The organism is Pusillimonas sp. SM2304 (assembly GCF_031628915.1).
Lineage (GTDB): Bacteria > Pseudomonadota > Gammaproteobacteria > Burkholderiales > Burkholderiaceae_B > Pusillimonas_C.
Map to the genome: position 1 here is coordinate 1,808,504 of NZ_JAVLUJ010000001.1, position 23,713 is coordinate 1,832,216.

The 23,713-nt window shown below is 61.9% G+C and carries 25 protein-coding genes; 13 read left to right on the plus strand and 12 right to left on the minus strand.

What is annotated here, in order from left to right:
- Nucleotides 1–53: 53 nt before the first annotated feature.
- The 3 genes from RE432_RS08425 to RE432_RS08435 all read right to left on the minus strand — a co-directional run bounded on the left by RE432_RS08425 (nt 54) and on the right by RE432_RS08435 (nt 5,213).
- The gene (locus tag RE432_RS08425) at nt 54–2,258 is read right to left on the minus strand and encodes a TonB-dependent receptor (RefSeq protein WP_310932871.1); all 2,205 of its coding nucleotides are present in this window, start codon (nt 2,256–2,258) and stop codon (nt 54–56) included.
- A gap of 187 nt (nt 2,259–2,445) precedes the next feature.
- Nucleotides 2,446–2,931: an HIT family protein gene (locus RE432_RS08430; protein ID WP_310932872.1), complete on the minus strand. Its 486-nt coding sequence runs from the start codon at nt 2,929–2,931 to the stop codon at nt 2,446–2,448.
- Nucleotides 2,932–2,996: 65 nt separating this feature from the next.
- Complete coding sequence (locus RE432_RS08435) at nt 2,997–5,213, minus strand: TonB-dependent siderophore receptor (RefSeq protein ID WP_310932873.1); 2,217 nt, start codon at nt 5,211–5,213, stop codon at nt 2,997–2,999.
- Nucleotides 5,214–5,364: 151 nt separating this feature from the next.
- On the opposite strand from RE432_RS08435, the gene RE432_RS08440 reads away from it, so the two are divergent.
- The 11 genes from RE432_RS08440 to RE432_RS08490 all read left to right on the plus strand — a co-directional run bounded on the left by RE432_RS08440 (nt 5,365) and on the right by RE432_RS08490 (nt 13,645).
- Nucleotides 5,365–6,357, plus strand: coding sequence for an AraC family transcriptional regulator (locus tag RE432_RS08440; RefSeq protein WP_310932874.1), 993 nt, complete (start codon nt 5,365–5,367; stop codon nt 6,355–6,357).
- A 114-nt stretch (nt 6,358–6,471) separates the two neighbouring features.
- Nucleotides 6,472–6,963 (plus strand): GFA family protein, encoded by a 492-nt coding sequence (locus RE432_RS08445; RefSeq protein WP_310932875.1) that lies wholly within the window; start codon nt 6,472–6,474, stop codon nt 6,961–6,963.
- A 12-nt stretch (nt 6,964–6,975) separates the two neighbouring features.
- Entirely contained in the window at nt 6,976–7,278 is a 303-nt protein-coding gene (locus RE432_RS08450; protein ID WP_310932876.1) for a MatE family transporter, read from the plus strand.
- Entirely contained in the window at nt 7,268–7,735 is a 468-nt protein-coding gene (locus RE432_RS08455; RefSeq protein WP_310932877.1) for a carboxypeptidase-like regulatory domain-containing protein, read from the plus strand. Before RE432_RS08450 ends, RE432_RS08455 begins: the two co-directional genes overlap by 11 nt.
- A gap of 117 nt (nt 7,736–7,852) precedes the next feature.
- Nucleotides 7,853–8,203 (plus strand): GFA family protein, encoded by a 351-nt coding sequence (locus RE432_RS08460; RefSeq protein WP_310932878.1) that lies wholly within the window; start codon nt 7,853–7,855, stop codon nt 8,201–8,203.
- A gap of 14 nt (nt 8,204–8,217) precedes the next feature.
- The gene (locus RE432_RS08465) at nt 8,218–8,553 is read left to right on the plus strand and encodes an antibiotic biosynthesis monooxygenase (RefSeq protein ID WP_310932880.1); all 336 of its coding nucleotides are present in this window, start codon (nt 8,218–8,220) and stop codon (nt 8,551–8,553) included.
- A 73-nt stretch (nt 8,554–8,626) separates the two neighbouring features.
- On the plus strand, nt 8,627–9,787 hold the full coding sequence (locus RE432_RS08470) for a hypothetical protein (RefSeq protein WP_310932881.1): 1,161 nt from the start codon (nt 8,627–8,629) through the stop codon (nt 9,785–9,787).
- A gap of 63 nt (nt 9,788–9,850) precedes the next feature.
- A complete protein-coding gene (locus RE432_RS08475; protein ID WP_310932882.1) occupies nt 9,851–10,582 on the plus strand; it encodes a DUF3348 domain-containing protein in 732 nt (243 codons plus the stop codon).
- A 12-nt stretch (nt 10,583–10,594) separates the two neighbouring features.
- The gene (locus RE432_RS08480) at nt 10,595–12,535 is read left to right on the plus strand and encodes a DUF802 domain-containing protein (protein WP_310932883.1); all 1,941 of its coding nucleotides are present in this window, start codon (nt 10,595–10,597) and stop codon (nt 12,533–12,535) included.
- A complete protein-coding gene (locus RE432_RS08485; RefSeq protein WP_310932885.1) occupies nt 12,532–13,176 on the plus strand; it encodes an OmpA family protein in 645 nt (214 codons plus the stop codon). Before RE432_RS08480 ends, RE432_RS08485 begins: the two co-directional genes overlap by 4 nt.
- Nucleotides 13,166–13,645 (plus strand): DUF2894 domain-containing protein, encoded by a 480-nt coding sequence (locus RE432_RS08490; protein ID WP_310932886.1) that lies wholly within the window; start codon nt 13,166–13,168, stop codon nt 13,643–13,645. The genes RE432_RS08485 and RE432_RS08490 overlap by 11 nt, the downstream gene beginning before the upstream one ends.
- A 61-nt stretch (nt 13,646–13,706) precedes the next feature.
- Here RE432_RS08490 and RE432_RS08495 read toward each other — a convergent pair whose 3' ends face one another.
- From RE432_RS08495 to RE432_RS08515, 5 genes are all read right to left on the minus strand, one after another.
- Entirely contained in the window at nt 13,707–14,384 is a 678-nt protein-coding gene (locus RE432_RS08495; RefSeq protein ID WP_310932887.1) for a hypothetical protein, read from the minus strand.
- 46 nt (nt 14,385–14,430) lie between these two features.
- Nucleotides 14,431–15,651, minus strand: coding sequence for a helix-turn-helix domain-containing protein (locus tag RE432_RS08500; protein ID WP_310932888.1), 1,221 nt, complete (start codon nt 15,649–15,651; stop codon nt 14,431–14,433).
- A gap of 28 nt (nt 15,652–15,679) precedes the next feature.
- Nucleotides 15,680–16,492, minus strand: a complete 813-nt coding sequence (locus tag RE432_RS08505; protein WP_310932889.1) for a siderophore-interacting protein — start codon at nt 16,490–16,492, stop codon at nt 15,680–15,682.
- A gap of 29 nt (nt 16,493–16,521) precedes the next feature.
- Nucleotides 16,522–17,082, minus strand: coding sequence for a PadR family transcriptional regulator (locus tag RE432_RS08510; protein ID WP_310932890.1), 561 nt, complete (start codon nt 17,080–17,082; stop codon nt 16,522–16,524).
- A gap of 90 nt (nt 17,083–17,172) precedes the next feature.
- Nucleotides 17,173–18,201, minus strand: coding sequence for an AraC family transcriptional regulator (locus RE432_RS08515; RefSeq protein ID WP_310932891.1), 1,029 nt, complete (start codon nt 18,199–18,201; stop codon nt 17,173–17,175).
- A gap of 162 nt (nt 18,202–18,363) precedes the next feature.
- On the opposite strand from RE432_RS08515, the gene fabG reads away from it, so the two are divergent.
- Nucleotides 18,364–19,104 carry a 3-oxoacyl-ACP reductase FabG gene (fabG, locus tag RE432_RS08520; RefSeq protein WP_310932893.1) on the plus strand — a complete coding sequence of 247 codons (741 nt, stop codon included), beginning with the start codon at nt 18,364–18,366 and terminating at the stop codon, nt 19,102–19,104.
- A gap of 44 nt (nt 19,105–19,148) precedes the next feature.
- A complete protein-coding gene (locus RE432_RS08525; protein ID WP_310933070.1) occupies nt 19,149–19,940 on the plus strand; it encodes an SDR family oxidoreductase in 792 nt (263 codons plus the stop codon).
- Nucleotides 19,941–19,979: 39 nt separating this feature from the next.
- On the opposite strand, the gene RE432_RS08530 is transcribed toward RE432_RS08525, so the two are convergent.
- Genes RE432_RS08530 through RE432_RS08545 form a run of 4 tightly spaced genes read right to left on the minus strand, consistent with a single transcriptional unit; the run spans nt 19,980 to nt 23,712 of the window.
- Complete coding sequence (locus RE432_RS08530; protein ID WP_310932894.1) at nt 19,980–20,921, minus strand: 3-keto-5-aminohexanoate cleavage protein; 942 nt, start codon at nt 20,919–20,921, stop codon at nt 19,980–19,982.
- Nucleotides 20,922–20,960: 39 nt separating this feature from the next.
- On the minus strand, nt 20,961–21,680 hold the full coding sequence (locus RE432_RS08535; RefSeq protein ID WP_310932895.1) for an ABC transporter ATP-binding protein: 720 nt from the start codon (nt 21,678–21,680) through the stop codon (nt 20,961–20,963).
- Entirely contained in the window at nt 21,677–22,432 is a 756-nt protein-coding gene (locus tag RE432_RS08540) for an ABC transporter ATP-binding protein (RefSeq protein ID WP_310932896.1), read from the minus strand. Before RE432_RS08540 ends, RE432_RS08535 begins: the two co-directional genes overlap by 4 nt.
- Complete coding sequence (locus RE432_RS08545; protein ID WP_310932898.1) at nt 22,429–23,712, minus strand: branched-chain amino acid ABC transporter permease; 1,284 nt, start codon at nt 23,710–23,712, stop codon at nt 22,429–22,431. Before RE432_RS08545 ends, RE432_RS08540 begins: the two co-directional genes overlap by 4 nt.
- Between the last annotated feature and the right edge of the window lies 1 nt (nt 23,713).

Here is a 23,713-nt window from a genome sequence, read left to right on the forward strand (position 1 = left end):
CCTGTGGCTGCGGCATGGGCATGGACGAAACCCTTCGGTGAAGCGTCTGGAACTTAGAACTCGATTTCGGCCGAAAGCAGGACGGTGCGCGGCGCGGCGACCGTCGCCACGGTGAGCCGCGAACTGCTGGACAGCCAGTATTTCTCGTTCAGCAGGTTTTCGATGTTGGCGCGGAACGTCACCGGTTTGCCCATGACCTTGGTGCGGTAGCGTGCGCCCAGGTCGTAACGGGTCCACGACGGCAGCGTCAGGGTATTTTCCGCGTCATAGGGCGTTGCCGCAGTGTGGATGGCGCGCGCGTTCAGGCTCAAGCCCGCAACCCCCGGCACATCCCAATCGGCGCCCAGGTTGAACGTGTGCTTGGGCACGCCGCTGGCCTTGTTGCCCTGGTTCACCCCACCCGCGGTGCGCTGCAGCTTGGCATCGTAGAAGGTGGCGCTGGCCATCAGGCGCAGGCCGGGCACGACTTCGCCGACCGCCGACAGTTCCAGACCGCGGTTGCGTTGCTCGCCGTTGAAGCTATAGACGTTGGTGATCGGGTCGGTAATGGCGTTCGGGCGGTCGATCTGGAAGACCGAAATCGTGGTGATGACGCGATCCCAATCCACTTTCACGCCTGCTTCGTACTGCTTGGACTTGTACGGGGCGAAGACTTCACCGGCATTGGCGGTGCCGATGGGGGCCGTGCTGCCTTGGGTCAGGCCCGATGTGAAGTTGCCGTACACCGAGACGTTTTCCAGGGGGCGCACGACGATACCGACAAGCGGCGAGACAGCGCTTTCGTCATACGATGAGGTGACCTGGCCTGTGGCGCCGAAGTTATCCGACTTGACTTGCTGATGGCGCAAACCGCCGGTGATCAGGACCCTGTCGTTGGCGAACGACAGCGTATCGGTCAGTGACAGGCTGGACAGGGTGGTTTCCGAGGCTTTCGCCGGCGCATGGCGGTCGCCCGTCATGGGGATGATCGGTACCGGATCGTAGATATTGGAGTCGATCGACTGACCCGCAGGCGCCGACAGGTAAAAGCTGCCCGCTTCCGACCTGAGCATCGAGCCGGACAGAGTAAGCAGGTGTTTGACCCCGAACGTGTCGAAGTTCGCGCGCGCGCCGATCTCGCCGGTTTTGTTGCGCGAATAGGCGTCGTACCAGGAATTGATCACATGGAAGTTGCCCTGCTCATCGACGCCGTTGATGGTGCGCGCAGAGGGAAAATCCTGGTCGCTGCCGCCGTATCGATAGCCGCCCGCCGCGTACACCATAAGATTATCGGAGATGTCGTACTCAAGGCGCGAGGCGATGGTCGAATCAAAAACCGTCAAGTCGGCGCCATGATAGATGGCGCGGTGTCCCGAAGGCGCCGAGGGAATGCGCGTGATGCCCGGCCGGAATCCGTTCTGCGAGCGGAAGTTGTCGATGTTCTCGCGCTGCGAGTAGGCATCCAGCGACCACCGCAGGTCAGGCGAGCGGTAGTCCAGCGCCAGCGCGCCCAGGCCGAACTTTTGCCGGCCATCGTCCAGGCTGGTTTTGCCATTTTTATAGACGCCGTTGACGCGTATGCCCCATTGGTTGTCGTCGCCGAAGCGGCGGCCCATGTCCAGGTGCGTGCCCAGGACCGACTTGCTTTCGTAAGTCGTGGTCAGGCGGGTCAGGGGGACATCGCCGGCACGTTTGGTGATGACATTGATGTTGCCGCCGACCGCGCCGCTGGGGCTGATGCCGTACATCAGCGTGCCGGGGCCCTTGAGGACCTCAACGCGCTCCATAAGGGCGGCCGGCATGCGGTTGGACGAGGTCAGGCCATACAGGCCGTTCAGGCCAACATCCCCGCTGTTGACATTAAAGCCCCGGATCTGAAAGTCTTCGCTGAAGCTGCCGGTGGAGGTCATGATGCGTACCGACGACTCGTTGACGACCACATCGGCCAGGCTGCGGGCTTGCTGGTCCTCGAGCATCTGCGACGTATAGTTGGTGGTGCTGAAGGGGGTGTCCATGACGTCCGCCGACCCCAGCACGCCCAGCCCGCCGCCACGTGCGACCTGGCCGCCGGCGTAGGGCGCCGGAAGGTCGCCCTCGGCCGCACCCGTCACCGTGATGGGCGCCAACTCGACGGTGCCGCTCTGCTGGGCGTGTACAGCCAGCGGAAATCCGATCAGCGAAGCAGTACCGAGCGCAGCAACGACGGCGCGGCTTGAAAGCCGCTTGGGCATGCCGGGTTTAAAGGCATCGATGGAGTGTGGCGTGTGCGGCCCGGTCATATTCATTATCCAACCTTGCAATTAATAACAATTAAGTTCAGCGCGTAATGGTAATTGTTTTCATTCATTGTCGCAATACTACAGGGTTGGGCTACATGGTTGGACGCTGCGAAACTGTGCCGGAAAAACACGACAGATAGCCCGCGGGTCCCTACGGGCAGAGGGTGGGCGCTACGGAAGCTGATTGTTACTCGGGTATCGAATGGGCGCCGTCCAGCGCCTGCCGCAACCGTTGCGATTGCTTCGCCAATTCCTCATCGGATGCGCGCGGCGCGGGCCGGAAGCTGAGGTCTTGCTGCTCGATATAAGCCGAGGAAGTGATATCGGTGGGGCCCCATAAAGGCACCACATGCGCATGCACATGGGCGATATCGGTGCCGGTGAACAGGAAACCGACGCGTTCCACGCCATGGATGCGCTTCATGGCTTTGGAAAGCCGTTGGCCCAGTTGCACCATGCGGGCGGCCACGTCAGAGGGCAGGTCGTCGAAATAGGCATGATGCGCGCGCGAGACGATCAGCACATGCCCGGGCCGTATGGGATTGATATCCAGGAAGGCCACGAAGTCATCGTCTTCGTGAATGATGCGCGCAGGGATTTCCTTGTTCGCAATGGCGCAGAATATGCACGGGCTGCGGGGCGTTTCGGCCCCGGCGGAGGCGGCTGATGTCATGGCGGCGGTTTTCGGCTGTGGACGTGGGTGGTGTCCAGCACTTTACCAGCTTGCTTTTTATCCAGCTAGAACGAAGCCGTCATGGTGGCGTAGTAGGCGCGTCCGGGTTCGTTATAGGTGTACGCCCCTGCCGAGGTGGCGTTGCCTTCCCGGTACAGTCTCTTGTCGAACAGGTTGGCCACGCCGATGCGGAAGCGCAGGTTCTTGCTGACTTCATAGCCTGCGCTCAGGCCGACAAGCGCATAGGGGCTGACGGTGTTCAGGCCGTCGCCGCTCAATGCTTCGCCTGTCCGGGCATTGAATGACGGGCCCGTCTGCTTGCCGTAGTACGTGACATTGGCCTGGAATGACAGTTGCTCGTTATAGAACCAGTCCAGCGTGCTGTTGATCGTGTATTCAGGGATGATGCTGAGCGGCTCGCCCGTGGTCTTGTTCTTGGATTGGATCATGTAGGTGAAATTGGTATTCCAGTCCAGGTCGGGCGTCAGCGGAACGAACAGATTGCCTTCCAGGCCTTCGACCACGGCTTTGCCGCTGTTGCTCCATTGCAGCACGCGCGCGCCATTGGGCAGGCGGTACAGCATGGTGGTGTCGGCCACGATCTTGTTCTTGTAGTCATTGCGGAAATAGGCCGCGCTGACGCGCCAGGTTCCGGGGTCGTACTCAAACCCGATTTCCTTGTTGACGCTGGTCTCGGGCGACAGGTTTTCGTTGCCGACCAGATAGCAGCCCCCGGAGTTGGTCTCGGAAGCCAGGCAGCCATTGCCCCTGCTGTAGAGCAGGTAGTTGGGGTTGGACTGATACAGATTGGGTGCTTTGTAGGCGCGCGCAATGCCGCCCTTGAGCCGCAGGGCGTCCGTGACGTCGTACGAGGCGTTCAGGCTGGGGCTCCAGTTGCTGCCGAATTCGTTGCTGTGGTCCATCCGCACGCCGGGCGTCAAAATTGTGCGGTCATTGACTTCGATATTGTCTTCCAGGAAGATCGCATAGCTGCTCTGTTTGCTTTTAGAGTCGCGGTTTTCGTAGCCTATGTTGCCGATGCTGCCGCTGGAATAGGTTTGCCGCGTGCCCGAAGGGTCGTCCAGGGATTCGCGCAGCCATTCCACCCCCACGGTGGCGACCTGTTCGAAGCCCAGATTGAAGGGGACGTTGACTTCCCCGCTCGCACGCAGGTTTCTTAGCCTGGCTGTGCTCCATCCCTGGTCGACCGGCGCGCCTTCGGGACCGCCCGCCAGGCCTTCCGCCTGCCGTGCATTGCGCGTGTAGTCGTAGCCGATCGATGCGCGCGATGTGCCCCAATCATAGTCGCCCCGGTGCGTCAGCGCGTAATTCTCGCGGTACATGGCATTGGTTTCGCTTCCGTACAGGCTGTCGGAGAACTCGCTATTGACATTGTTCATCGTGTCGCCTGCAAACAGATTGCCCTGGCGGCTGAAACCGAGATCCAGGTCCACGGTATTGCTGCGGTCGGGCCGCCACGAAAAGAGCGCGTTCATATCCTTGTTGACGACGCCCTCGCGGCCTGCCGTGTCGGGAATGCCCGTGTCGTCGGTGGTCGCCCGGCCGGCGTTGATATCGCGCGCGTCGGGTTGTGTCTTGTTGTAGTTGCCGTATACCCGCATGCTGAGGGTATCCGTAATGGGACTGGACACATGGAAGTTGACGCGGTTGGTATGGCCTTCTTTGCTGTCTTCCGGCTGATTGTGATAGTAGGTCACGGACCCGCTTGCCTTGTCGCCAGGGCGCTTGGTAATGATATTGACCACGCCGCCCATTGCGCCCGACCCATAGCGGGCGGCCGCGGGGCCTCGTATGACTTCAATGCGTTCGACTTCTTCGGCCGGCACCCAGTTGGAGTCGCCGCGGGTATCGCGGTCGCCGTTCCATCCATAGCGCACCGCATTGCGCGATGTCGTGGGCTTGCCGTCGATAAGGATCAAGGTGTTTTCCGGCCCCATGCCGCGTATGTCGATCTGGCGGCTGTTGCCGCGCGCGCCGCTGGCGCTGTTGCCGGTCAGGTTCACACCCGGCTCGCGGCGAATGATGTCTGCAAGATCATTGGTGGCCGGGCGGCGCATGATTTCTTCGGCGGTAATGACCGAGACCCCCAGCGATTCCTTGATTTCCTGTTCTGCCGTGCCAAGCACTTGAACCGCTTCCATTTCCTGAACCTGGGACGCGTTTTGCGCTTGTGTGCCGGTTTGGGCCAGGGCGGTGCCGGACAGGGCCAAGGCGACCGCGACGGCGGCGTACTGCAAGGGGAAAAAAGGAGTGTGGGACATAGGATGACTTCCGGAGCGTATTTGCCAGTTTATTGAGAATGATTTCTAATAGCATTAAAGCCACGGAATTATCTCAGGTCCTTCTAGGCGCATGTATTGCCACATCATCGAAAACCTTTGCTAAATCCCCATTTCTCTCTTGACGCCCGCCGTGCCGACGTTCGCTTCGACTTTCCGCCAGAATGCTGACGCCCCCCTTGGGGCGCACGGGCAGGCGCGCCCCGCCGCGCCCCAATACTATCCGCCTCCGGCGGCAGGTTGCGCCATGTTCGATGGCATGGTCGAGACGGTGGAGCTCGCCCAGGGCCTTATCCTGCATCGTGTCGATGCACGAGACCTGCAAGGGGCGGTGATTCAGGGTGTTGTGAAACCGGGCCTGCGGATTGCCTTGGTGGTGGGCGGCAAGGTCGAGGTCGTCATCGGAGGGCGCCGATTGCTGATGGGGCCGCAAGCCGCCGGCGGTTTGCGCGGCGCCCTGATGTCTGTGACCGAGCCCGCCACCTTCTTGCGGCGTTCAAGCCGCGGCGATGTCGAGCGCACCGTCAGCCTGACCATGGACGCGGGCTGGTTGCAGGCCCGCCTGGGCGCGGAATCGGCAGCCTGCATGGCGTTCGCGCAGCGCCATTTGTCGGTGCGGCCATGGAATATCTCAGCGAATGCCGTGGCTGTCGTCGAGGAAATGCTGCGTCCGCCCGTCTTGGCTCCGTCCTTGTGGCGTTTGTATCAGGAATCGCGCGCGCTCGGTTTGGCGGTTGAAGCCCTCGCCAACCTGGCGGGCGCTGCACCCGAGCCCGCCGCGCCGGGCTTGCGCAAGCGCGACCGGGAGCGAATGGAACAATTGCGCGATCTGCTGGACAGCGGGCAGGCCGATGCGCTCAGCCTGGAGGAGATCGCCAGGCATGTGTGCGTCAGCGTCAATACGCTGCAACGCCACTTCAGCGCAGTGTGGGGCACGACGGTGGTTGCTTATCTGCGTGAATCGCGCCTGGCCCGCGCCCGCCAGGCGCTTGAACGGGATGGCGTCAGCGTGGCGTATGCCGCTTGGCTGGCAGGCTATTCCAACCCGGCCAATTTCTCCACCGCCTTCCGGCGCCGCTACGGCATACGGCCTGCGCAGGTCGGGATCCGGGCGCCGGCCGGATAGGCGGGTACGGCTTTTGCTGGCAAGCCTCCAATCGGGACTGTTGCCGGAAGTCAGGGCGGCGGCCTGAAAAGCAAGCCGTTCCAGGCAGGAAGAACCAGCTTGAAGGAGGACATCATGCAATTGGAAGGATCATGTCATTGTGCCGCTGTAAAGTTCGCGGTCCAAAGCATCAATCCCTATCCTTATCAGCGCTGCTATTGCTCCATTTGCCGCAAAACGCAGGGCGGGGGCGGGTACGCCATCAATCTCAGCGCCGATGCGCGCACGATGAAGTTGACCGGCGCCCAGCACATTTCTGTTTATCATGCGCTGCTTGCGCAGCCCGGCAGCGACGAGCGGCAGGAAAGCAGCGCCGAGCGCCACTTCTGCAGCCGCTGCGGCAGCGCGCTGTGGCTGTTCAGTCCGGAATGGCCCGACCTCATCCATCCCTTCGCCTCGGCCATAGACACCGCCCTGCCGGTGCCGCCCGAACACACCCACCTGTTTCTGGATGACAAGGCATCATGGGCTGAGATCGAAGCGCATCCCGCAGACAAATTGTTCAAGGCTTACCCGGAAGAGTCCATTGCCCAGTGGCACGAGCGGCTGGGGCTGGATACGCCATAAACGGAGATCATCATGGTGACAGATAAAGATTTGGAACTGGCACGGCAAGACAAGGATGAAGAAGAGGCCAATGTGTTGAAGACCGGACTGACGGAGCCCGCGCTGGGCCCTAGCGACTCGTCCGATTCGGGTAACGATTTACCGGCCAATCAGCCCGACACGGACAGCGATCGGCATAACACCGGAGAGCGGCCGCAGGTTGAAAATACGGGCGAAGCACCGTTAGAGGACGATGTGGAGCCCGACAGGGTTGTGTCCGAAAGCGAAGCCGGGCTTGCCTATACTCCCCCCGATCCGGAGCGCAATGGTGGCTAAGCACAATATGATGATCAGGCGCTTGTCGCCAGCCTTGGCGCCACTCATACTGGGTGGCGCCGTCCTGGGGGGTGCCGCGCAAGCGCAGCTTCCGCCAACCCAGACCGCCAACGGCATCCCGTATGTAACAGGCGGCTTCGGGCAGGAAGAATCCACGGCGCTCAAGCAAGCACGATCACACTACGCACTGGCGCTTACATTTGCGGTTTCTGCTCCGGGAAGCGCTTCCTCGCCCTACGCCGGCAACGTACACGTGCAGCTACGCGGCGCACAAGGAGAAACCGTTCTGGATGCAACGTCGACAGGTCCTTATTTTCTGGCGAATCCGGATCCGGGAAGCTATAAGCTTGCCGTGACGTATGCGGGCGAAACACAGTCAAGCGACGTGACGATCACGCCGGGTAAGGCGACGGAGCTGAAATTCACCTGGAAGCGTCCGGCATCCGGTCCCGATTAAGGACCACGGCCGTTACACCGCCGAAATGACAGTAAACTAATTGATTCCTGCCTTGGAACGCGAAAGAAGGGTTGCCGCGTTCTATAAGGTGTTTTCGTGCCAGGATCAGGAGCTGCTATGTCATTTGAAGGAAGCTGCCACTGCGGTACCGTCAAGTTTGAGATCGATGCCCAACCCCCCACCGCGGCGATCAGCTGTAACTGTTCGCACTGCAGAAGCAAGGGTTTTTTACTGTCCTTTTTTCCGGCAGGGCAGTTCGCCTTGAAGCAGGGCCAGGAAGCGCTTGGCTCGTATAAATTCAACACGCACAAGATCGACCACCGTTTTTGCCGGCAGTGCGGCACCGAACCCTTTGCCCTGGGGGCGAACCCGGATGGCTCAGCCGTTTGTGCGGTCAATCTGCGCTGTGTCCCCTCGATAGACCTGGATTCGCTGGAGCTTCAGCATTTCGACGGCGCCAGCGCATGAAAGGAGAAGCCCCCATGCCAAACGAGGATCTGGTTTTCTACGTCAAGCTCTACGTTCGGCCCGACCGTGTCGACGAATGGAAGGAGGCCGTGCATGCGGTGATTGAAGCGATGTCCAAAGAGGACGCTTTCATTTCATGCGACCTGCACCAGGATGCCCACGACGCGCACCTGTTCACGCTCTATGAGCGGTGGGCCGAACCCAGCGTCGAGGCCTTCTTGAAGAATCAGATGAAGCCTTATCGGGTCGCTTACGAGTCCCGGCTTGAAGCCTTGTTGCAGCGCCCCAGGGAGCCCCAAGTCCTGAAGCCGCTGGCCCAATGGCGCAGGCACGGCCAGGCGGGCTCGTGATGCGAGCGCCTGGGCCGGGCCGTTTCAACTGCCGCCGCGAACGTTTCCGCGCGCCGGCCATCGGGCATGGCTTATGAAAACGCTGTTTGCGGCCATCCTGCTTGCCTTCCTGAGCGCGCTGCTGATCGCCCGCCTGTATGAGCCTGTGCCGCTAGAGACGCAGTTGGTGCATTTGCAGGTCGAGCAGGCCATGCCGGCGCTGGCGGATGAGCTGGCGGCCGAGCCTGCCGAGCTTCAGGCGCTTTTTCTGGCCTATGCGGACGATCCGGTGCTGCTTGCCAAAGCAAGGCTGGCGCTGCTGCGCTATCCCGATATGGCAAGGCCCGTCTTCCTGATGTTCGGAGAAGGCCAGGAATTTCAGGATGTGCTGCGCCGCTACGGCGAAGATGTCATCCTGCCTATCGATTATTTCATCAAGCACGAAATCTTTACCCTGGAATTCATGCGGGGCGTAAGCGAAACAGCCCGGTCGGCGCTGAGCGCGATTCGGCAGCTGTGGAACGAGGGCGCACCTGTTCACGAGGCCGCCCATGGCGCGCTCTCCGGAGAAGAACGAGGCAGGTATGCGATCCAGTTCATCAAGGCGGAAGGCTACGATTTCCTTGGGCAGTTCGTGTTGAGCCCGGACGGGCAAGTAGGCTGGGTCCAGACCGAACGCGTGCTTGAGGGTATCAACAGCTTTTTTGCGGCCGGCATAAAGGGATTGGAAACTAAACTGCGCCGGGACGAGGCGGTCGCTCTGGCTGATGTGGGCTGGGCGGCGGTGGATGTCGCCGTCGGCGTCAGCGCATTCAAGCTATTGCGTATGGGCAGGGCGGGCGCCGTGGGCGGCCGCTCCCTGACGTTTTCCGAACGCTCGGCGGCACTGGGGTCCGGTTTGTGGCGCACAAGCGTGATCGGCGCCAGATTGGTGAAGTACGGGGCGCCGGCGGTGCTGGCCTATGTCGCCATCCGGCACCCCAGCGTCATCAACTCCATGCTCGGGTCCGTAGCGGAAAAACTCGGCCTGCCGGTCGGTCTGACGCAGGTGGTGGGCTGGACGCTCGTGCTGCTTCCCCTTTTGCTGCTGTTGCGCCTGGTGCTGGTCCCCTTGGCCTGGATATTGGCCGGCATCACGGGCTTGCTGCGCTGGCTGGACAGGTCGCTGCGGCGGCGCAACCCAAGGGCCATCGCCGCAGCCTGGTCGCATAATGAAAGAGTGGGGGCGCTCGAGAGCCGCTTCCCGGGCCGTTAGGCTGTCCCGGCGTCCGTAACAAGCGGCTGCCGTGTAAACTCATAGGTTTTTGACCTTGACGGTATGGTGCAAGATCCGCCACGGCGCACAGGGATCAGCGGCCCGACGCTGGTCCGCCTGCTTGCTCGCCTGACAGACGCCCGTTTTTCGGAACCTTTGCTGGCTGCTCCCGCTTGGCTCAGCCAGCGGTTGGGGTGGGCCGATGCCATTGCCTTGTCCGCAGCCCTGAAAGGAAGCCCGCCATCGGTACCGGCGGGCGCGCCGGCGCCGGGCGAGGCGGGGGAGCGCGAATATGCCCGGGTGCGTGCCGCGCTCGAGAGCGCCATTGCGGGCGATGACCTTGCGCCGGCTGCCCGTCAGCGCAACCGGATGCGGCCTAAAGCCCCGCGCGCGCCCAACGCGCCGCCGCCGCTTGTCGAGTACGACAGCTATCGACGGCGCTATGTCGGGCTGCAGCAGTCTATGGAAAGCAGCATTGGCGCTTTGCGCGGCGGTTTGCGCGCCATGCTGGTCTCCAGGTCGCCGGAGGGCGCGCGCCTTGCGGCGGTCGATGCCGCCATGGAGCAGGCACTGGCCGAGCAAGAGTTGAGCCTGCTCATGCGTGTGCCTGGCCTGCTTGAGGGGCATTTCGAGCGGCTGCGCAAAGCCGGGGAAGCCGACGAGCCGGCCGCCCTGCAGGGGCCGGCTGCATGGCTGCCGGTATTTCGCCAAGACATGCAGCGCGTATTGCTGGCCGAACTGGATTTTCGTTTACAACCGGTGCAAGGGCTGCTGGCCGCCCTGCGTGGCGGTTAACACATGAACATAATGAACCGATTCCTTCATCTTTTTATTTTCATCCTGGGACTGGCTGTGGCGTGCTGGATAGGCGCCCGCTATGTCACGACGAATCCGCTGGCGTTGGCGGTGACGGTGCTGATTGTCGCCGTGTATCTGGTGGGCGCGTTCGAGCTTTACCGTTACCAGCAGGCAACCAGCACCTTGACGCGAGCACTGGACGGCCTGTCCGAACCGCTGTCCGACCTGGACGAATGGCTGCGGCGGCTTGCGCCCGGTTTGCGCAATGCGGTGCGCCTGCGTATCGAGGGCGAGCGCGCAAGCCTGCCCGGGCCGGCGCTGACGCCGTATCTGGTGGGGTTGCTGGTGCTGCTCGGGATGCTGGGCACTTTCCTGGGCATGGTGGCTACCTTGCGCGGGACCGGGCTTGCCCTGGAAAGCGCGACCGACCTGCATGCCATTCGCGCATCGATGGCCGAGCCGGTCAAAGGCCTGGGGTTTGCGTTCGGCACGTCGGTGGCCGGTGTGGCCACTTCCGCGATGCTGGGGCTGCTTTCCGCCTTGTGCCGCCGTGAACGTATCGGGGCGGCCCAATGGCTAGACACAAAAATCGCGACAACGCTGCGGTCTTATTCGCTGGCGCATCAGCGTGAAGAGCGCCTTAGGCTATTGCAGCGCCAGACGGAAGTCCTGCCGGCCGTGGTTGACAAGCTGGCAGCGCTCATGGCGGCCATGGACCGGCACCACCAGGCCATGAATGAGCGGCTGGCGGCTGGCCAGGAGTCCTTCCAGGCCAGGACCGAAGCCGCCTACACGCGCTTGGCCGCGTCGGTGGAGCAGTCGTTGAAAGAAGGCATTGCCGAGGGCGCGCGCGCGGCCGGCACGGCCATTCAACCTGTCGCTGAAGCGACGATGAGCCGTCTTGCCCGCGAGAGCGCGGCCCTGCATGACACGGTCAGGGATGCCGTGCAGCAGCAATTGGATGGGGTGTCCAGCCATGCCCAAAGCGCGGCGGCCGCGGTGGCCGATGCCCTGGCGCAAGCGTGGCAAGCAGGCCTGGCGCAGCATGAGCGCAGCAGCCAGAAACTGGCCGATGACAACCAGCAGGCATTGACGGCCGCCGTGGCCGCCATGGAACAGCATGCGGTGTCGCTCGTGCAAGCCGTGGGGCGCTCGCAGGACGACCTGCAGGCCCGGCTGGCCTCGCAGGACGCGCAGCGGCTGGCCGCCTGGACCGATACGTTGTCCGGCATGGCGGCCGCCCAGCGCAGCGACTGGGAGCAGGCCGGCGCCCATGCGGCAAGCCGTCAGCAAGAGATCTGCGACGCGCTGGCGCAGACCGCGCGGGATATTTCATCTGAAACCCAGGCCAATGCCAAGGCGACGATCGCCGAGATCGCGAAGTTGCTGCAGACGGCTTCCGAGGCGCCCAAGGCGGCTGCCGAAGTGATCGGCGAATTGCGCCAGAAACTGTCCGACAGCCTGGCGCGCGACAACAGCATGCTGGAAGAACGCAGCCGCCTGCTGGAAACCGTGGGCACGCTGCTGGACACGATCAATCACGCCTCGTCCGAGCAGCGTGCCGCCGTCGACGGGCTGGTGAACACATCGGCCGATGTGCTGAATCGGGTCAGCACGCAGTTCACCGGCCACATCGAAGCCGAAACCGGCAAGCTGACTCAGGTGGCCGCGCAGGTTGCAAACGGCGCCGCCGATGTCGCGCGCCTGGGCGATGCCTTCGGCGTGGCGGTTCAGCAGTTCAGTCAATCGAGCGTGTCCTTGCAAGAGCGGCTGGAACGCATCGAGGCCGCCTTCGACAAATCCATGACGCGCAGCGATGAGCAACTGGCCTATTACGTCGCGCAGGCCAGGGAAGTCGTCGACTTGAGCATACTGTCTCAAAAACAGATCATCGAAGAACTCCAGCAACTGGCCGATCGGGGCGCGCCTACCGGGGCCGACGCCGCATGAAAGAGGACCTGGGTACGGACGTAGAGTCCTTCGGGTCGGTCTGGGCTGTTTTTGGCGACCTGATGTCTGTGTTGCTGGGCGCTTTCGTGCTGGTGCTGGTGGGCGTGATCGGCGTGCAGCTGGAGCTCTCGGTCCGGCTCGAAGACGAAATCCGGCATCGGCAGGAAGAAACGCAGCGCCGCAAGTCTCTGGAAGAGGCACTGGCCCGGCCGCTGGCCGAAGGAAGCGTAACGCTGGTCAACGGACGCATAGGGATCAGCGGCAGCGTATTGTTTGCCCTGAATTCGGCCGAACTGCAGGCCGAGGGCCGCGAGGTGCTGAACAGCCTGGTCGGCCCGCTCAAGGACTATTTGCAGGCGCAGGACCAGGCGCTGATGGTCAGCGGTTTTACCGACGATCAGCAGGTGCACGAGGGGAATCTTCGTTTTGCCGACAACTGGGAGCTTTCGGCCCAGCGCGCGTTGACGGTGACGCGGGCGCTGATTGACGAGGGCGTGCCGTCTTCCCGGGTGTTTGCGGCGGCCTTCGGCGCCGAGCAGCCGGTCTCGTCGAATGCGGACGAGGCGGGACGGGCCAGGAACCGGCGTGTCGAGATCGCGCCCGTGCCCAGGCCTTCCATGCAGGCCAGCCATGAAGATTGACAAGACGGCTGCGCCAGCCGGCCAGGCGCGGGAAGCCGCGGTCGCGGATGGCGCGCGCCCATCCGTCCCGGGCCCGCTTGCCGAATTGGCGCGCTACATCACTAGCCAGAAGCGCGCTGCCGAGCAAGATGTTTTGCGGCAGGGCGCCGTATTGCCGGCGGACACTTATCCAGAGCTGCCGGCGGTCGAATATTTCCAAGGGACCTGGGCGCGCCTGCGTACAAGACGGCAATTGCGGGCGTCGCAGGAGCAGGTGCCTGACAATGCGGGTCCGATCAACTCTAGCAGTCTCGTTCATCGTTCCTTGTCTTTGATGCGTGAAGTGTCACCCGGCTATCTGCAGCACTTCCTGTCGTATGTCGATGCGGTGTCCTGGATGGAACAGATTGACACCCATGACCTGAGCCCGAACAGGGGGGCCGAGACCCCCAAGGCAGGGCGGGGCAGGAAAACGGCACGCGGCAAGTAAGCCCGCCGTCCTCCGGCGCTGTGCGGTTATTGCGTGCAGGGTCCTTTGGCCGCGCGCCTGGTCACGGCGTGTCTGTTTTGGGACGCCGCACGGCGCGGACCTTTCCGCTTTCGCCACCGCCGCAGTAAAAGAGGTCGGCCCCGTCGGACTCCAGTCCGCTGACGCCTATGCCGGCCGGCATGTCCAGTCGTTCGAGCAGGGCGCCGGTGTCTGGATCGATTCGGCGAAGTTCGCTCTCGTCGCCTTCCCATGTCCCGTGCCATAGTTCACCGTCGACCCACGTCACGCCGGTGACGAAGCGATTGGATTCGATGCTGCGCAGGATGGCGCCGGTATCCGGATTGATCTGGTGGATTTTCCGGTTGCGGTACTGGCCCACCCACAAACTTCCCTCGGCCCACGCAAGCCCTGAATCGGACCCCTGGCCGGGGGCGGGAACCGATCCCACCACCTTGTTGGTGGCGGGATCGATCTTGTCGATGCGTTCTTCGGCGATCTGGTATAGATAGGTGCCGTCGAAGGCGGTCCCGGCATCGCAAGCCCGGTCGAGCGTGCCTGTGACCGCGCCGCTTTCGGGCTCGAACGCGATCAGCCGCGCACCCGTGGCCGCCCATACGTGCCGGCCATCGCAGGTCACGCCATGTACGCAGTCGGCATCAGGGAATGGGCCGTATTCCCTGACGATCTGCGCCGTGCCCCTTATGGCCTGGGGGGTGTCTTGGTTTGTCTTCCGTGTCATCGCTGGCTCCTTGTGACGCGCCCTGGATAGGCGCCGTAAGACAACTTTATTCCATGGGGGGCGCAGCAGGGAGTAACAAAATTGTCGTGAAATTCGTCAGCGGCGGCGATAGCCAGCGGCGCGCCCGGGCGTGCCCGATCGAACGGACGCGCCCGGCCGACTCAAGTTCGGCGAGCGCGCGCTGGACGGTGCGCTGACTGGCGCCCAGGGCCAGCGCAAGGGCAGAGGTCGACCACGCAGCGCCATCGGCAAGCAGCGCCGTCAGCGATGTCTCGACATCATCAACGGGCGGCGCCAGCACCACAACAGGGCGGCCGCCGAGCGGCTTCAGGGCAAAGCCTTGCGCCGTGGCGGTAATGTGCGCCAGCGCCCCGACGAGCCCGCGCAGGCGGCTGATCTCGACCCTGAGTCTTGCCCTGTGCGACTCGTTCGGATGGCGGGTGCGGAACACGGACGCGATTAAGGTTTCCCGATCGATGTCGCCTGGCCACGCCTCGGCCAAGAGACGGGCCAGCCCGAACAGCACCGGCCGGCGCGCCAGCGACTGGCGCATGGGGCCGACCCCCAGGACGTGGCGGCAGGCGTCGACCACCAGCGCGTCCGAAGCCAATAGCGTGGCGACTTCGTCAAGGCGCAGGGCCTGGGCGCCACCGGGGAAAAGGCGCCTTGCGGCGGTCTGGTCAAGCGCGGCGCGTGCATGCGCCACCTCGGCCAGCAGGGCGGGCACGCGTGCGCGCTGCGCCGCTTCATGTGCGCGAAGGAGCGCCACCCGTGCCGGCTCAACGCGTAGCGAGCGCAGGGCCACTTCAGCGATGGTCAGCTCGGCCACCGCCGTCAGCGTAGCGGGCATGCCGCGCGTGTCGAGCTGCATTTGCATTGCCTGGGCGTCGTCAATGCGGCCAAGCAGCAATAGCCTGCGCATGGCGGTGAGCCGCGCCTGCAATGCGTTGGCATGATCCGCATGCGCTTCAAGCGTCTTCAAGGCCGCCGCCAAAGCACGCGGCGAACTGCGAAAGTCGCGTGCAGCCAGGGCGACTTCGGCCTCGGCCACGACACAGCGGGCACGCGCCAGCGCCTCGTGGGCGCCGAAGCCCTTGCCGGCGCGTACAAGCAACTCACGGGCGCGCGGGTACTCGCCCAATTGGGCCAGGGCGATGCCGCGCAAGGCCAGCGCGGGCGGATCGTCGCGCAGGGCGACCCGGTTGAGCGCGCCCAGCGCGTCGCCGACGGCAAGCGCGCGTGCAGCGGCGGTGATCAGGGCGTCCATGGCGGCAGGATGCGGAACTTGCTGCGGGCTAGTCGAAGTGCTCGTGCGTGGCGGGCGCGGATTTGCGCCAGTAGCTGGCGGCGCGGATACGGCTTTTATCGATGCCCAGCTCATCCACCAGGTACTGGCGCACCGCTTTGATATCGCTGTATTCACCCGCCGCCCAGACGTAGCCCTCGCCTTCCGGCAGCGTGATGCTGCGAAGGGCGAATTCAAGCGCGCCCAGGCCGGGGAAGGCGGTTCCCGGGGCGCCGACCCAATGGATATCAAGCGGGCATTGGCCGGTCAATGCCACTTTGGCGTCATCCGCCGTGATGTTGATCACGACGATGGCTTTGGCGGTGGCCGACAGTTCTTCCAGGCGGCGGCCAATGGCCGGTATGGCGGTCTCGTCGCCGATCAACAGGTGCCAGTCGAAAGCCGTCGGGATGACGAATGAGCCCCGCGGCCCGGCTATGCCCACAAAATGCCCGGGTTCGGCATGATTGGCCCAATCGGTCGCCGGCCCTTCGTGATGCAGTACGAAATCGATGTCCAGTTCGTTGGCGGCCGGGTCGTACCGGCGCGGAGTGTAATCGCGCATGGCAGGCCTGGGCCTGCCCTCGTCGAAGAGCAGGCCTTTCGGCCCCACCGCAGGCACGTTGGGCTTGCCGCCTACGGCTTCGGGCACCATCAACTTGACATGGTCGTCGAACGAGGCCGAGATAAACCCGGCCAAGTCGTCGCCCGTCAACGTGATGCGCCGCATCGACGGGCTAAGCTCGGTCACGCGCTTGACGGTCAGCATGCGTGTTTTGATGGGGTGCTGCACTTTCTGTACGGTAAGCAAATCGGTTGTCATCGCTGTTCTCAAAAAATGGTGAAGCGCTGTTACTGTTTTTTTTGCAGGCGCAGAAGCTCTTGGGTGGCGCGCTGCAATACCGCAATGATGCGGCGTTGCGCGCCATGGTCCGATTCGCTTTGCGCCAGCAAGGCGGCCTGGAATGCTTTGCGCGCCCGGACGAATTCAGGCAGCCAGCCTGTGGCATCCGCCGCGGCGGCCTCGCTTTCGCCGGCTTGGCTTATCCACAGCATTTTCTTCGCCGCATGCTTCAGAATGGCAAATAGCGGCTGCGCTTGTTCCGCATGCCTCTGTAGATACTCACGCCCGACGGGCGTGATCTGGTAGTTTTTCCGTTTCCCGCTGAGTTCAACCTGTGCAAGGCCCAGGGTCTCTAGTTGGCCGAGCGCAGGGTACAGCACGCCGGGACTGGGGCTGTAATAGCCATGCGATATATCGTTGAAACGCTTGATCAGCTCATAGCCGTGAGCGGGCGCTGTGTTCAGGAATGACAGCAGCATAAGCTGCAGCTCTTCGGCATTGAACTTGCGTCCTCTGGTCAAGCGGCTGCCGCGCTGGCGCACGGCATCTCTTTCATCATGGTCCACCATTGACCTCGGCATGTGAATGAAATATATCGTTTATAGGCTGCAGAACCTATCTAAAGATAGATCGTAAGATATATTTATTCGGCGCCCTTGTCAATCCCCGCGGTATTCCCCGGTGGTCTTTCCTGTCCATCGCTTGAAGGCACGCCGGAAGTTGGTGGGCTCGGAAAAGCCTAAGAGAAGCGCGATGTCATCCGTGCTCATTTTGGTCGTTTTAAGGTATTCGGTCGCCAGTGAGCAGCGCACGTCGTCAAGAATTTCAGTAAACGAGGTGTTCTCCGCCTGAAGCAGCCGCCTGAGGTTTCTGGGCGTCATGTCCAGTTGTTCGGCGATAAGCTGCATGCTGGGAAACTCGCCGGGCCGTCTTAATAATCGCTGGTACACCTCGCCCGATATTCCGGAGCTGACCTTGGCCTGGCCAATGAGCCGCTCGCATGTCTGCTGCATCACGGTGGCGGTGAGCTTGTGGCCCAGCGGCGGGGTGATGTCCAGGATGGCGCTATCGTAGTGCAGCTCGCACTGGTCGTGATCGAAGACGCAGGGGCAGCCCAGGTATTTGGAATAAAGATGGACATGCGGGGGGGCGGAATAGGAAAAATAGGCTTTCAGCGGAGGGCATGGCCCGCCGAACACGTCCTGAAGCTGCGTCACATGCTGGGTGAACTGCTGTTCGATCAGGAACTGCCTGATCTGCCGCGATTCGTTAAAAAGCAGGGCGTCGGGAAATGTCCAGATTGCCTTGCCATCGCGTTCCGACCATTCAATGACCAAGGTGGGGGTGGCCAGCGAATGATACTTTACCCCCAGGCGGAAGTAATCCCGCATTTCCAGGCAGGACATGAGCGCATAGCCATACATCCCGTAAGCCGACAGGTGCAGGCGGGAGCCTGTCTTGAAGGGGGTTTCAGCGTTGGCGGACAGCGCGATGGCATTGCCGCACACGGCCACGTATTGCCGAACGGACGTGAGTGCCGAAGCGTCGTAGATGCGCTGCTCATCGACCCCGGTGTCCTTCAGGCTTTGGGCGGGTGTAATGCCTTGTTCGTTTAAAACCTCGACCAGCGCGGCGATTTTATAGGGCGCATAGATGCGCTCATTAAACAGTGGTGCTCTATTTCGCATAGTGGATCCCGATAGCGCCGATAAAGACACCCTTGTGTCCGTTATTGATCTTACCACCAGTTTGAAATATCGTTAATCTCTTGCTATGACCCGGGTGCCGCGGCCTTGCCGGTTTCGGCGCATTCATTAATTGTGGATGATTATTTTAATAGTGGCGTGTATATGAAGCTAAAAGGAAAAGTCGCAATGGTTACTGGCGCAGGCCAGGGCATCGGAAAAGCGACAGCACTCAAATTTGCCCAAGAGGGAGCGGCCATCGTCGTGTGCGACCTGAATGACGACGCAGTACAGCAAACGGTGGCCGCATGCGAGGAAACGGGTGTGGAAGCGCTTGGGTTTTCGCTTAACGTGACAGACCGGGCAGCCCTGGACCAGATGGTCGCAGGCGCCGTGGCGCGTTTTGGGGGAATAGACGTTCTGGTGAACAACGCGGGCATTACCCGCGATGCCCGGCTCGAGAAGATGAGCGCAGACGAGTTCGATTCGGTGATAGACGTCAACTTGAAAGGCGTCTTCAACGTTGCACAGTCGGTCATTCACACCATGGTCGCACAAGGCAGCGGCGTGATCCTGAATGCAAGTTCTGTGGTGGGCATCTACGGAAACTTTGGGCAGACGAACTATGCAGCCGCCAAATTTGGCGTGATCGGGTTTACCAAAACCTGGGCGCGCGAGCTGGGCCCGAAGGGTATCCGGGTCAATGCCGTGGCCCCCGGCTTTATAGAAACATCCATGCTTTCCAGCGTCCCTGACAACGTGCTGACCAAGATGTGCGAACAGGTACCGCTGAAGCGGCTGGGCAGGCCCGAGGAGATCGCCAGTATTTACGCTTTTCTGGCCAGTGACGACGCAAGCTACGTCAATGGCGCGGTGATCGAAGCCACGGGCGGCTTGACCCTGTAGCCCCACGTGGGGCGGGCGCCGCCGTTTTTTTAGCAGAGAGAATGATGAGTATTGCTGATCGATTGTTGCCCCCTACGGGCCTGAAAGTATTGATTACCGGGGGTGCTGCGGGAATAGGCGGCACGGCGGCCCAGGCGTTTCACGAGGCGGGGGCGCAGGTCTATATTTGCGACATCGACGCACATGCCGTCCAGCGCATGAAGGAAAAATATCCCGGCATGCAAGGCGCTGTGGTCGATGTCGGCGTTCAGTCCGACGTTGACCGCATCATGGACGAGGCGATTCTTGCGCTGGGCGGACTGGACGTCCTGATCAACAATGCGGGCATTGCCGGTCCCACGGGTGGCATCGACCAACTGGATGTGGCGGCGTGGCAGCAGACGATTTCCACCAATCTGAACAGCCAGTTCTATTTCCTGAGGAAGGCGGTCCCATTCCTGAGGCAGTCTGAACACAACCCCCATATCGTTGTCATGTCGTCGGTGGCGGGCCGCCTGGGCTATCCTTATCGCACGCCTTATGCGGCGACCAAATGGGCCATAGTCGGGCTCATGAAATCCCTGGCCAGCGAGCTGGGTCCCGATAACGTGCGGGTAAACGCGGTATTGCCTGGTGTGGTGGCCGGCGAACGCATGAGCCGTGTCATGTCTGCCCGGGCAGAAGCGCTGGGCATCAGTGAAGAGGCCATGCATGAACAGTATATGGACAAGATATCGCTGCGCCGCATGGTCACCATGGAGGACATCGCGGCCATGACTTTGTTCCTTTCGTCGCCGGCTGCCGTCAACATTACCGGACAGGCCATCAGCGTCGACGGCAACGTTGAGTATCTTTGAAGGGTGGGCAGGGCGGCGAGCCGCCCGATGCCTGGTTTGTCAGAAACCGACGGCGTGACGCCCTTTCAGTCCCAGCATGGCCCGGGCCTCGTCGGGCGTGGCGATGTCAAACGAAAGCTCCTCCAGTATGCGCCGCATCTTCAGCACCTGATCGGCGCTTGAGCTTGCCAACTGGCCTTTGCCCAGGAAGAGGCTGTCTTCCAGCCCAACCCGTATATTGCCGCCCAGCAAGGCGGACATCGTTGAAAGCGGCATCTGATGCCTACCGGCCCCCAATACTGAAAAGCGATAGTTTTCCCTGCCGAACAAGCGGTCGGCCGTGGTGCGCATATGCACCAGATTTTCGGGGTCCGGGCCCATGCCGCCAAGAATGCCGAAGATGCACTGGATGAACAAAGGGCCCTTGATCAGTCCTTCATTGACGAAGTGGGCAAGGTTGTACAGGTGGCCCAGGTCGTAGCACTCGAACTCGAAGCGCGTTCCGTGTTCGTCGCCCAGCACGCGCAGAATATGCTTGATGTCTTTGAAGGTGTTGCGGAAGATCAGGTCTTCCATGCCTTCAATATAGGGCTTTTCCCAGCCGTGCTTCCATTGCTGGATTTTCTCCGCCGCCGGATGGATGGAAAAATTCATCGATCCCATGTTCAATGAGCACATCTCGGGCTGCGCCATAAGCGGATAGGCAAGACGTTCTTCCAGGCTCATCCGGGTGCTGCCGCCGGTCGTGATGTTGATCACCGCATCGGTGGCCGCCTTGATCTGCGGGACGAACTGCCGGAAAACGTTCGGGTCCGGGGTCGGGCTGCCATCTATCGGATCGCGTGCGTGCAGATGCAGTATGGCCGCGCCTGCCTCGCTGGCGGCGATCGCGTCGGCGGCAATCTGCTCGGGCGTCAATGGAAGATAGGGAGACATGGACGGGGTATGTACACCCCCTGTTACTGCGCAGGTGATAATGACTTTGTCTTTTGCGTGTTTCATGTTGGTTTGATATCCAGTAGTGGCGATATGCGGCGCCGCTTAAACCGCAAGCCAGTCCGCAAGAAGCTGGTCATTGCCCGTGACCTCTTGCGGCGTCCCTTCATACACGATGCGGCCATGTCCCATGACGCACATGCGCGTGGACACCTTCAGGGCAATGGCCAGTTTCTGTTCGACCAGCACGACCGACACGCCTTTCCGGTGTATGTCTCGAATGCAGTCTCCGACGGCAGCCACGATTTTCGGGGCCAGTCCTTCCGTGGGTTCATCGATCAGAATGACTTGGGGGTGACCAAGCAGCGACCGGCAAATCGTGAGCATTTGCTGTTCACCCCCGGATAGACTGCCCGCCAGCGTATTCCTTCTTTCTTTCAGCCTGGGGAAGTAATCGAACATTTGCTCCATGGTCCAGCGGCAGGTATCCGTTGCCGGGGGCTGCTCGCCCATCCGCAGGTTTTCATCCACCGTCAGATTGGGGAACACGTCGCGCTCTTCAGGTACGTATGCAACGCCCGCGCGGCAAATTTCGTAGGACCGCAGTCCGGAGATGCGCTTCCCCTGCAGCGTGATGTTGCCCGACGAAGGAGGAAGCAGACCCATGATCGCCTTCAGCGTGGTGGATCGTCCCGAGCCGTTGCGGCCAATCAGACTGACCACTTCGTTGTTGTGTACGTCGAACGATACGCCGTGCAGCACATGGCTCTTCCCATAATGCGCGTGCAGGTTGTCGATGCACAGCAAGGGTTCTTCGGGCGTCATGCCGCGACCTCCTCGCCCAGATAGGCTTCCTTCACTTTCGCATTGTGCCGGACCTCGTCGGGCGTGCCGGTGGCGATCAGTTCGCCGTAGACCAGCACGCTGATCCTGTCGCTCAGGGAAAAAACCACTTCCATATCATGCTCGACGATCAGCAGCGCTCTGCCCGCGGTGACCTCTTTGATCAGCGCGACCGTATAGCTGGTCTCGTCTTTCGACATGCCGGCCATGGGTTCGTCCAGCAGGATCACGGTCGGATCCGAGGCCAGGGTCATGGCGATTTCCAGCGAGCGCTGTTCCGAGTAGGCCATTTCCCCCGCGATGGTGGACGCGCGGGCAGACAGGCGCACCCGTTCGAGCAGTTGGTCGCATTGTTGCCGAATCTGTTTGTTGACGTTGACGAAACGCCAGAAGCAGTACTGCAAGCCATGGGCGCGCATGACGGCGAGCCTGATGTTTTCGTACACAGTCAGCCGCGGGAAAATATTGGTGATCTGGAAAGACCGGGAAAGCCCAAGACGGTTGATCGATTGCGGCGCCTTCCCCGTAATGGACCGACCATCCAGAATAATGTCGCCCGAGTCGGGGCGAACATTGCCCGAGATCAGATGAAATAGCGTTGATTTCCCGGCGCCATTGGGACCGATGATGGCGTGGCGCTCGTTGGGTAGAACGGCCAGGCTCACGCCGCGAATGATTTCGCTTGCGCCGAACGATTTGCGCAGGTCGTGAAGCATCAGTATGGGTTGTGTCATGCGGACCTCTGCTCGGTCGGGGACGGAATCGTGGTGTGTTGCGGATGCGCCGCGCGGCTTTCCTGTGCGGCAATGCTGATCTTCGCGAGTTTCCAGCAGGCGATGCCCAGGGCCGTCAGCCCCAGCGGTAGCAGCCATGTCGGGACGCTCGATGGCGACCAGCTCCAGCCAAACAGGACGATGGCTGGAAGGCCGGTGGCATCGGCCGCTCGGGCGAGTGCGATATAGTCATGCGAAAAGACGCGCCGCAGAAGCTCGACGAGGAAAACGCAGGCCCCGATGAAGCACGAGGAGGCGGTCAGATAAAGAAGAACGGCGGGTGCAGCGGCCTTGATCCCAAGTCGCTTTACAAACGCATAGGCCAGGACGGCAAGCCCGCTCATGCCTGTGGGCATGAACATCATGACCAGGACGAACAGCAGCCCTTGGTACAGCAGCCAGGACTGCGTCATATCGGACACCACGTAGCCGAAGAATGTCATCGCCGCCGCGCCCAGGGCTGGCCCCAGGAACACATTGACGCCGCCGATATAGGTGTTGAGCACGACCGCGGCGGACAGGGTGGGGTCGAAGAGGACATAGTTGGCCGCTTCGTTGCTGACGATCTGCAACCCGCCGGCAATACCGGAGAACATGCCCGAAATGGCAAAGATCAGTACGCTCAGGCGGTGAACGTTATAGCCCAGGAAACGCAGCCGGTGGGCGTTTTCACGCAGGCCCAGGGCAAGGCGTCCCAGCGGGGTCAGCGTGATCAGGTACAGCAGCCCCAGGCAAAGCACCACCCATGCGAGGGTCAAATAGTAGACCTCATTCGTGGTCCCGAACGTAAAGCCCCAAGCCGGCATGCGCATGGCCGATACCCCCGCTTCGCCGCCGAAGATTTCTTTCAGGTGCGGCGACAGGGCGTGCAACAGTTCCGCAATGGCCAGGGTGATCATGGCGAAATAGGTGCCGGTGCGCTGTGTGGCGAACCAGCCCGCAATTGCGCCGAAAATCAGGCCCCCAGCCGCGCCCGCCAGCGGCATCAGCGGCGTTGGCAGCAAGCCAGTTCCGTCCAGCGCGTTCATCGCATGGATGGTTGAAAATGCGCCGATGCCGAAATAGGCGCAGTGCCCGAACGACAGCATGCCCGCCTGGCCGCACAGCAGGTTGTAGGCGCATGCGAACAGCGCGGCGATCAGCATGGGTATGGCCGCATTGATCAGACCCTGCGACAGCACAAAGGGGGCGGCTGCCAGCAATACGATGCCGGCGCCAACAAGCAGATATTGAATCTTCATG

What these genes read in the sequence shown, in the direction of transcription:
- RE432_RS08425 (WP_310932871.1), bottom strand. Translation starts at nt 2,258, where the DNA reads ATGACCGGGCCGCACACGCCACACTCCATCGATGCCTTTAAACCCGGC.
- RE432_RS08430 (WP_310932872.1), bottom strand. Translation starts at nt 2,931, where the DNA reads ATGACATCAGCCGCCTCCGCCGGGGCCGAAACGCCCCGCAGCCCGTGC.
- RE432_RS08435 (WP_310932873.1), bottom strand. Translation starts at nt 5,213, where the DNA reads ATGTCCCACACTCCTTTTTTCCCCTTGCAGTACGCCGCCGTCGCGGTC.
- RE432_RS08445 (WP_310932875.1), top strand. Translation starts at nt 6,472, where the DNA reads ATGCAATTGGAAGGATCATGTCATTGTGCCGCTGTAAAGTTCGCGGTC.
- RE432_RS08450 (WP_310932876.1), top strand. Translation starts at nt 6,976, where the DNA reads ATGGTGACAGATAAAGATTTGGAACTGGCACGGCAAGACAAGGATGAA.
- RE432_RS08455 (WP_310932877.1), top strand. Translation starts at nt 7,268, where the DNA reads ATGGTGGCTAAGCACAATATGATGATCAGGCGCTTGTCGCCAGCCTTG.
- RE432_RS08460 (WP_310932878.1), top strand. Translation starts at nt 7,853, where the DNA reads ATGTCATTTGAAGGAAGCTGCCACTGCGGTACCGTCAAGTTTGAGATC.
- RE432_RS08465 (WP_310932880.1), top strand. Translation starts at nt 8,218, where the DNA reads ATGCCAAACGAGGATCTGGTTTTCTACGTCAAGCTCTACGTTCGGCCC.
- RE432_RS08470 (WP_310932881.1), top strand. Translation starts at nt 8,627, where the DNA reads ATGAAAACGCTGTTTGCGGCCATCCTGCTTGCCTTCCTGAGCGCGCTG.
- RE432_RS08475 (WP_310932882.1), top strand. Translation starts at nt 9,851, where the DNA reads ATGGTGCAAGATCCGCCACGGCGCACAGGGATCAGCGGCCCGACGCTG.
- RE432_RS08480 (WP_310932883.1), top strand. Translation starts at nt 10,595, where the DNA reads ATGAACCGATTCCTTCATCTTTTTATTTTCATCCTGGGACTGGCTGTG.
- RE432_RS08485 (WP_310932885.1), top strand. Translation starts at nt 12,532, where the DNA reads ATGAAAGAGGACCTGGGTACGGACGTAGAGTCCTTCGGGTCGGTCTGG.
- RE432_RS08490 (WP_310932886.1), top strand. Translation starts at nt 13,166, where the DNA reads ATGAAGATTGACAAGACGGCTGCGCCAGCCGGCCAGGCGCGGGAAGCC.
- RE432_RS08495 (WP_310932887.1), bottom strand. Translation starts at nt 14,384, where the DNA reads ATGACACGGAAGACAAACCAAGACACCCCCCAGGCCATAAGGGGCACG.
- RE432_RS08500 (WP_310932888.1), bottom strand. Translation starts at nt 15,651, where the DNA reads ATGGACGCCCTGATCACCGCCGCTGCACGCGCGCTTGCCGTCGGCGAC.
- RE432_RS08505 (WP_310932889.1), bottom strand. Translation starts at nt 16,492, where the DNA reads ATGACAACCGATTTGCTTACCGTACAGAAAGTGCAGCACCCCATCAAA.
- RE432_RS08510 (WP_310932890.1), bottom strand. Translation starts at nt 17,082, where the DNA reads ATGGTGGACCATGATGAAAGAGATGCCGTGCGCCAGCGCGGCAGCCGC.
- RE432_RS08515 (WP_310932891.1), bottom strand. Translation starts at nt 18,201, where the DNA reads ATGCGAAATAGAGCACCACTGTTTAATGAGCGCATCTATGCGCCCTAT.
- fabG (WP_310932893.1), top strand. Translation starts at nt 18,364, where the DNA reads ATGAAGCTAAAAGGAAAAGTCGCAATGGTTACTGGCGCAGGCCAGGGC.
- RE432_RS08525 (WP_310933070.1), top strand. Translation starts at nt 19,149, where the DNA reads ATGAGTATTGCTGATCGATTGTTGCCCCCTACGGGCCTGAAAGTATTG.
- RE432_RS08530 (WP_310932894.1), bottom strand. Translation starts at nt 20,921, where the DNA reads ATGAAACACGCAAAAGACAAAGTCATTATCACCTGCGCAGTAACAGGG.
- RE432_RS08535 (WP_310932895.1), bottom strand. Translation starts at nt 21,680, where the DNA reads ATGACGCCCGAAGAACCCTTGCTGTGCATCGACAACCTGCACGCGCAT.
- RE432_RS08540 (WP_310932896.1), bottom strand. Translation starts at nt 22,432, where the DNA reads ATGACACAACCCATACTGATGCTTCACGACCTGCGCAAATCGTTCGGC.
- RE432_RS08545 (WP_310932898.1), bottom strand. Translation starts at nt 23,712, where the DNA reads ATGAAGATTCAATATCTGCTTGTTGGCGCCGGCATCGTATTGCTGGCA.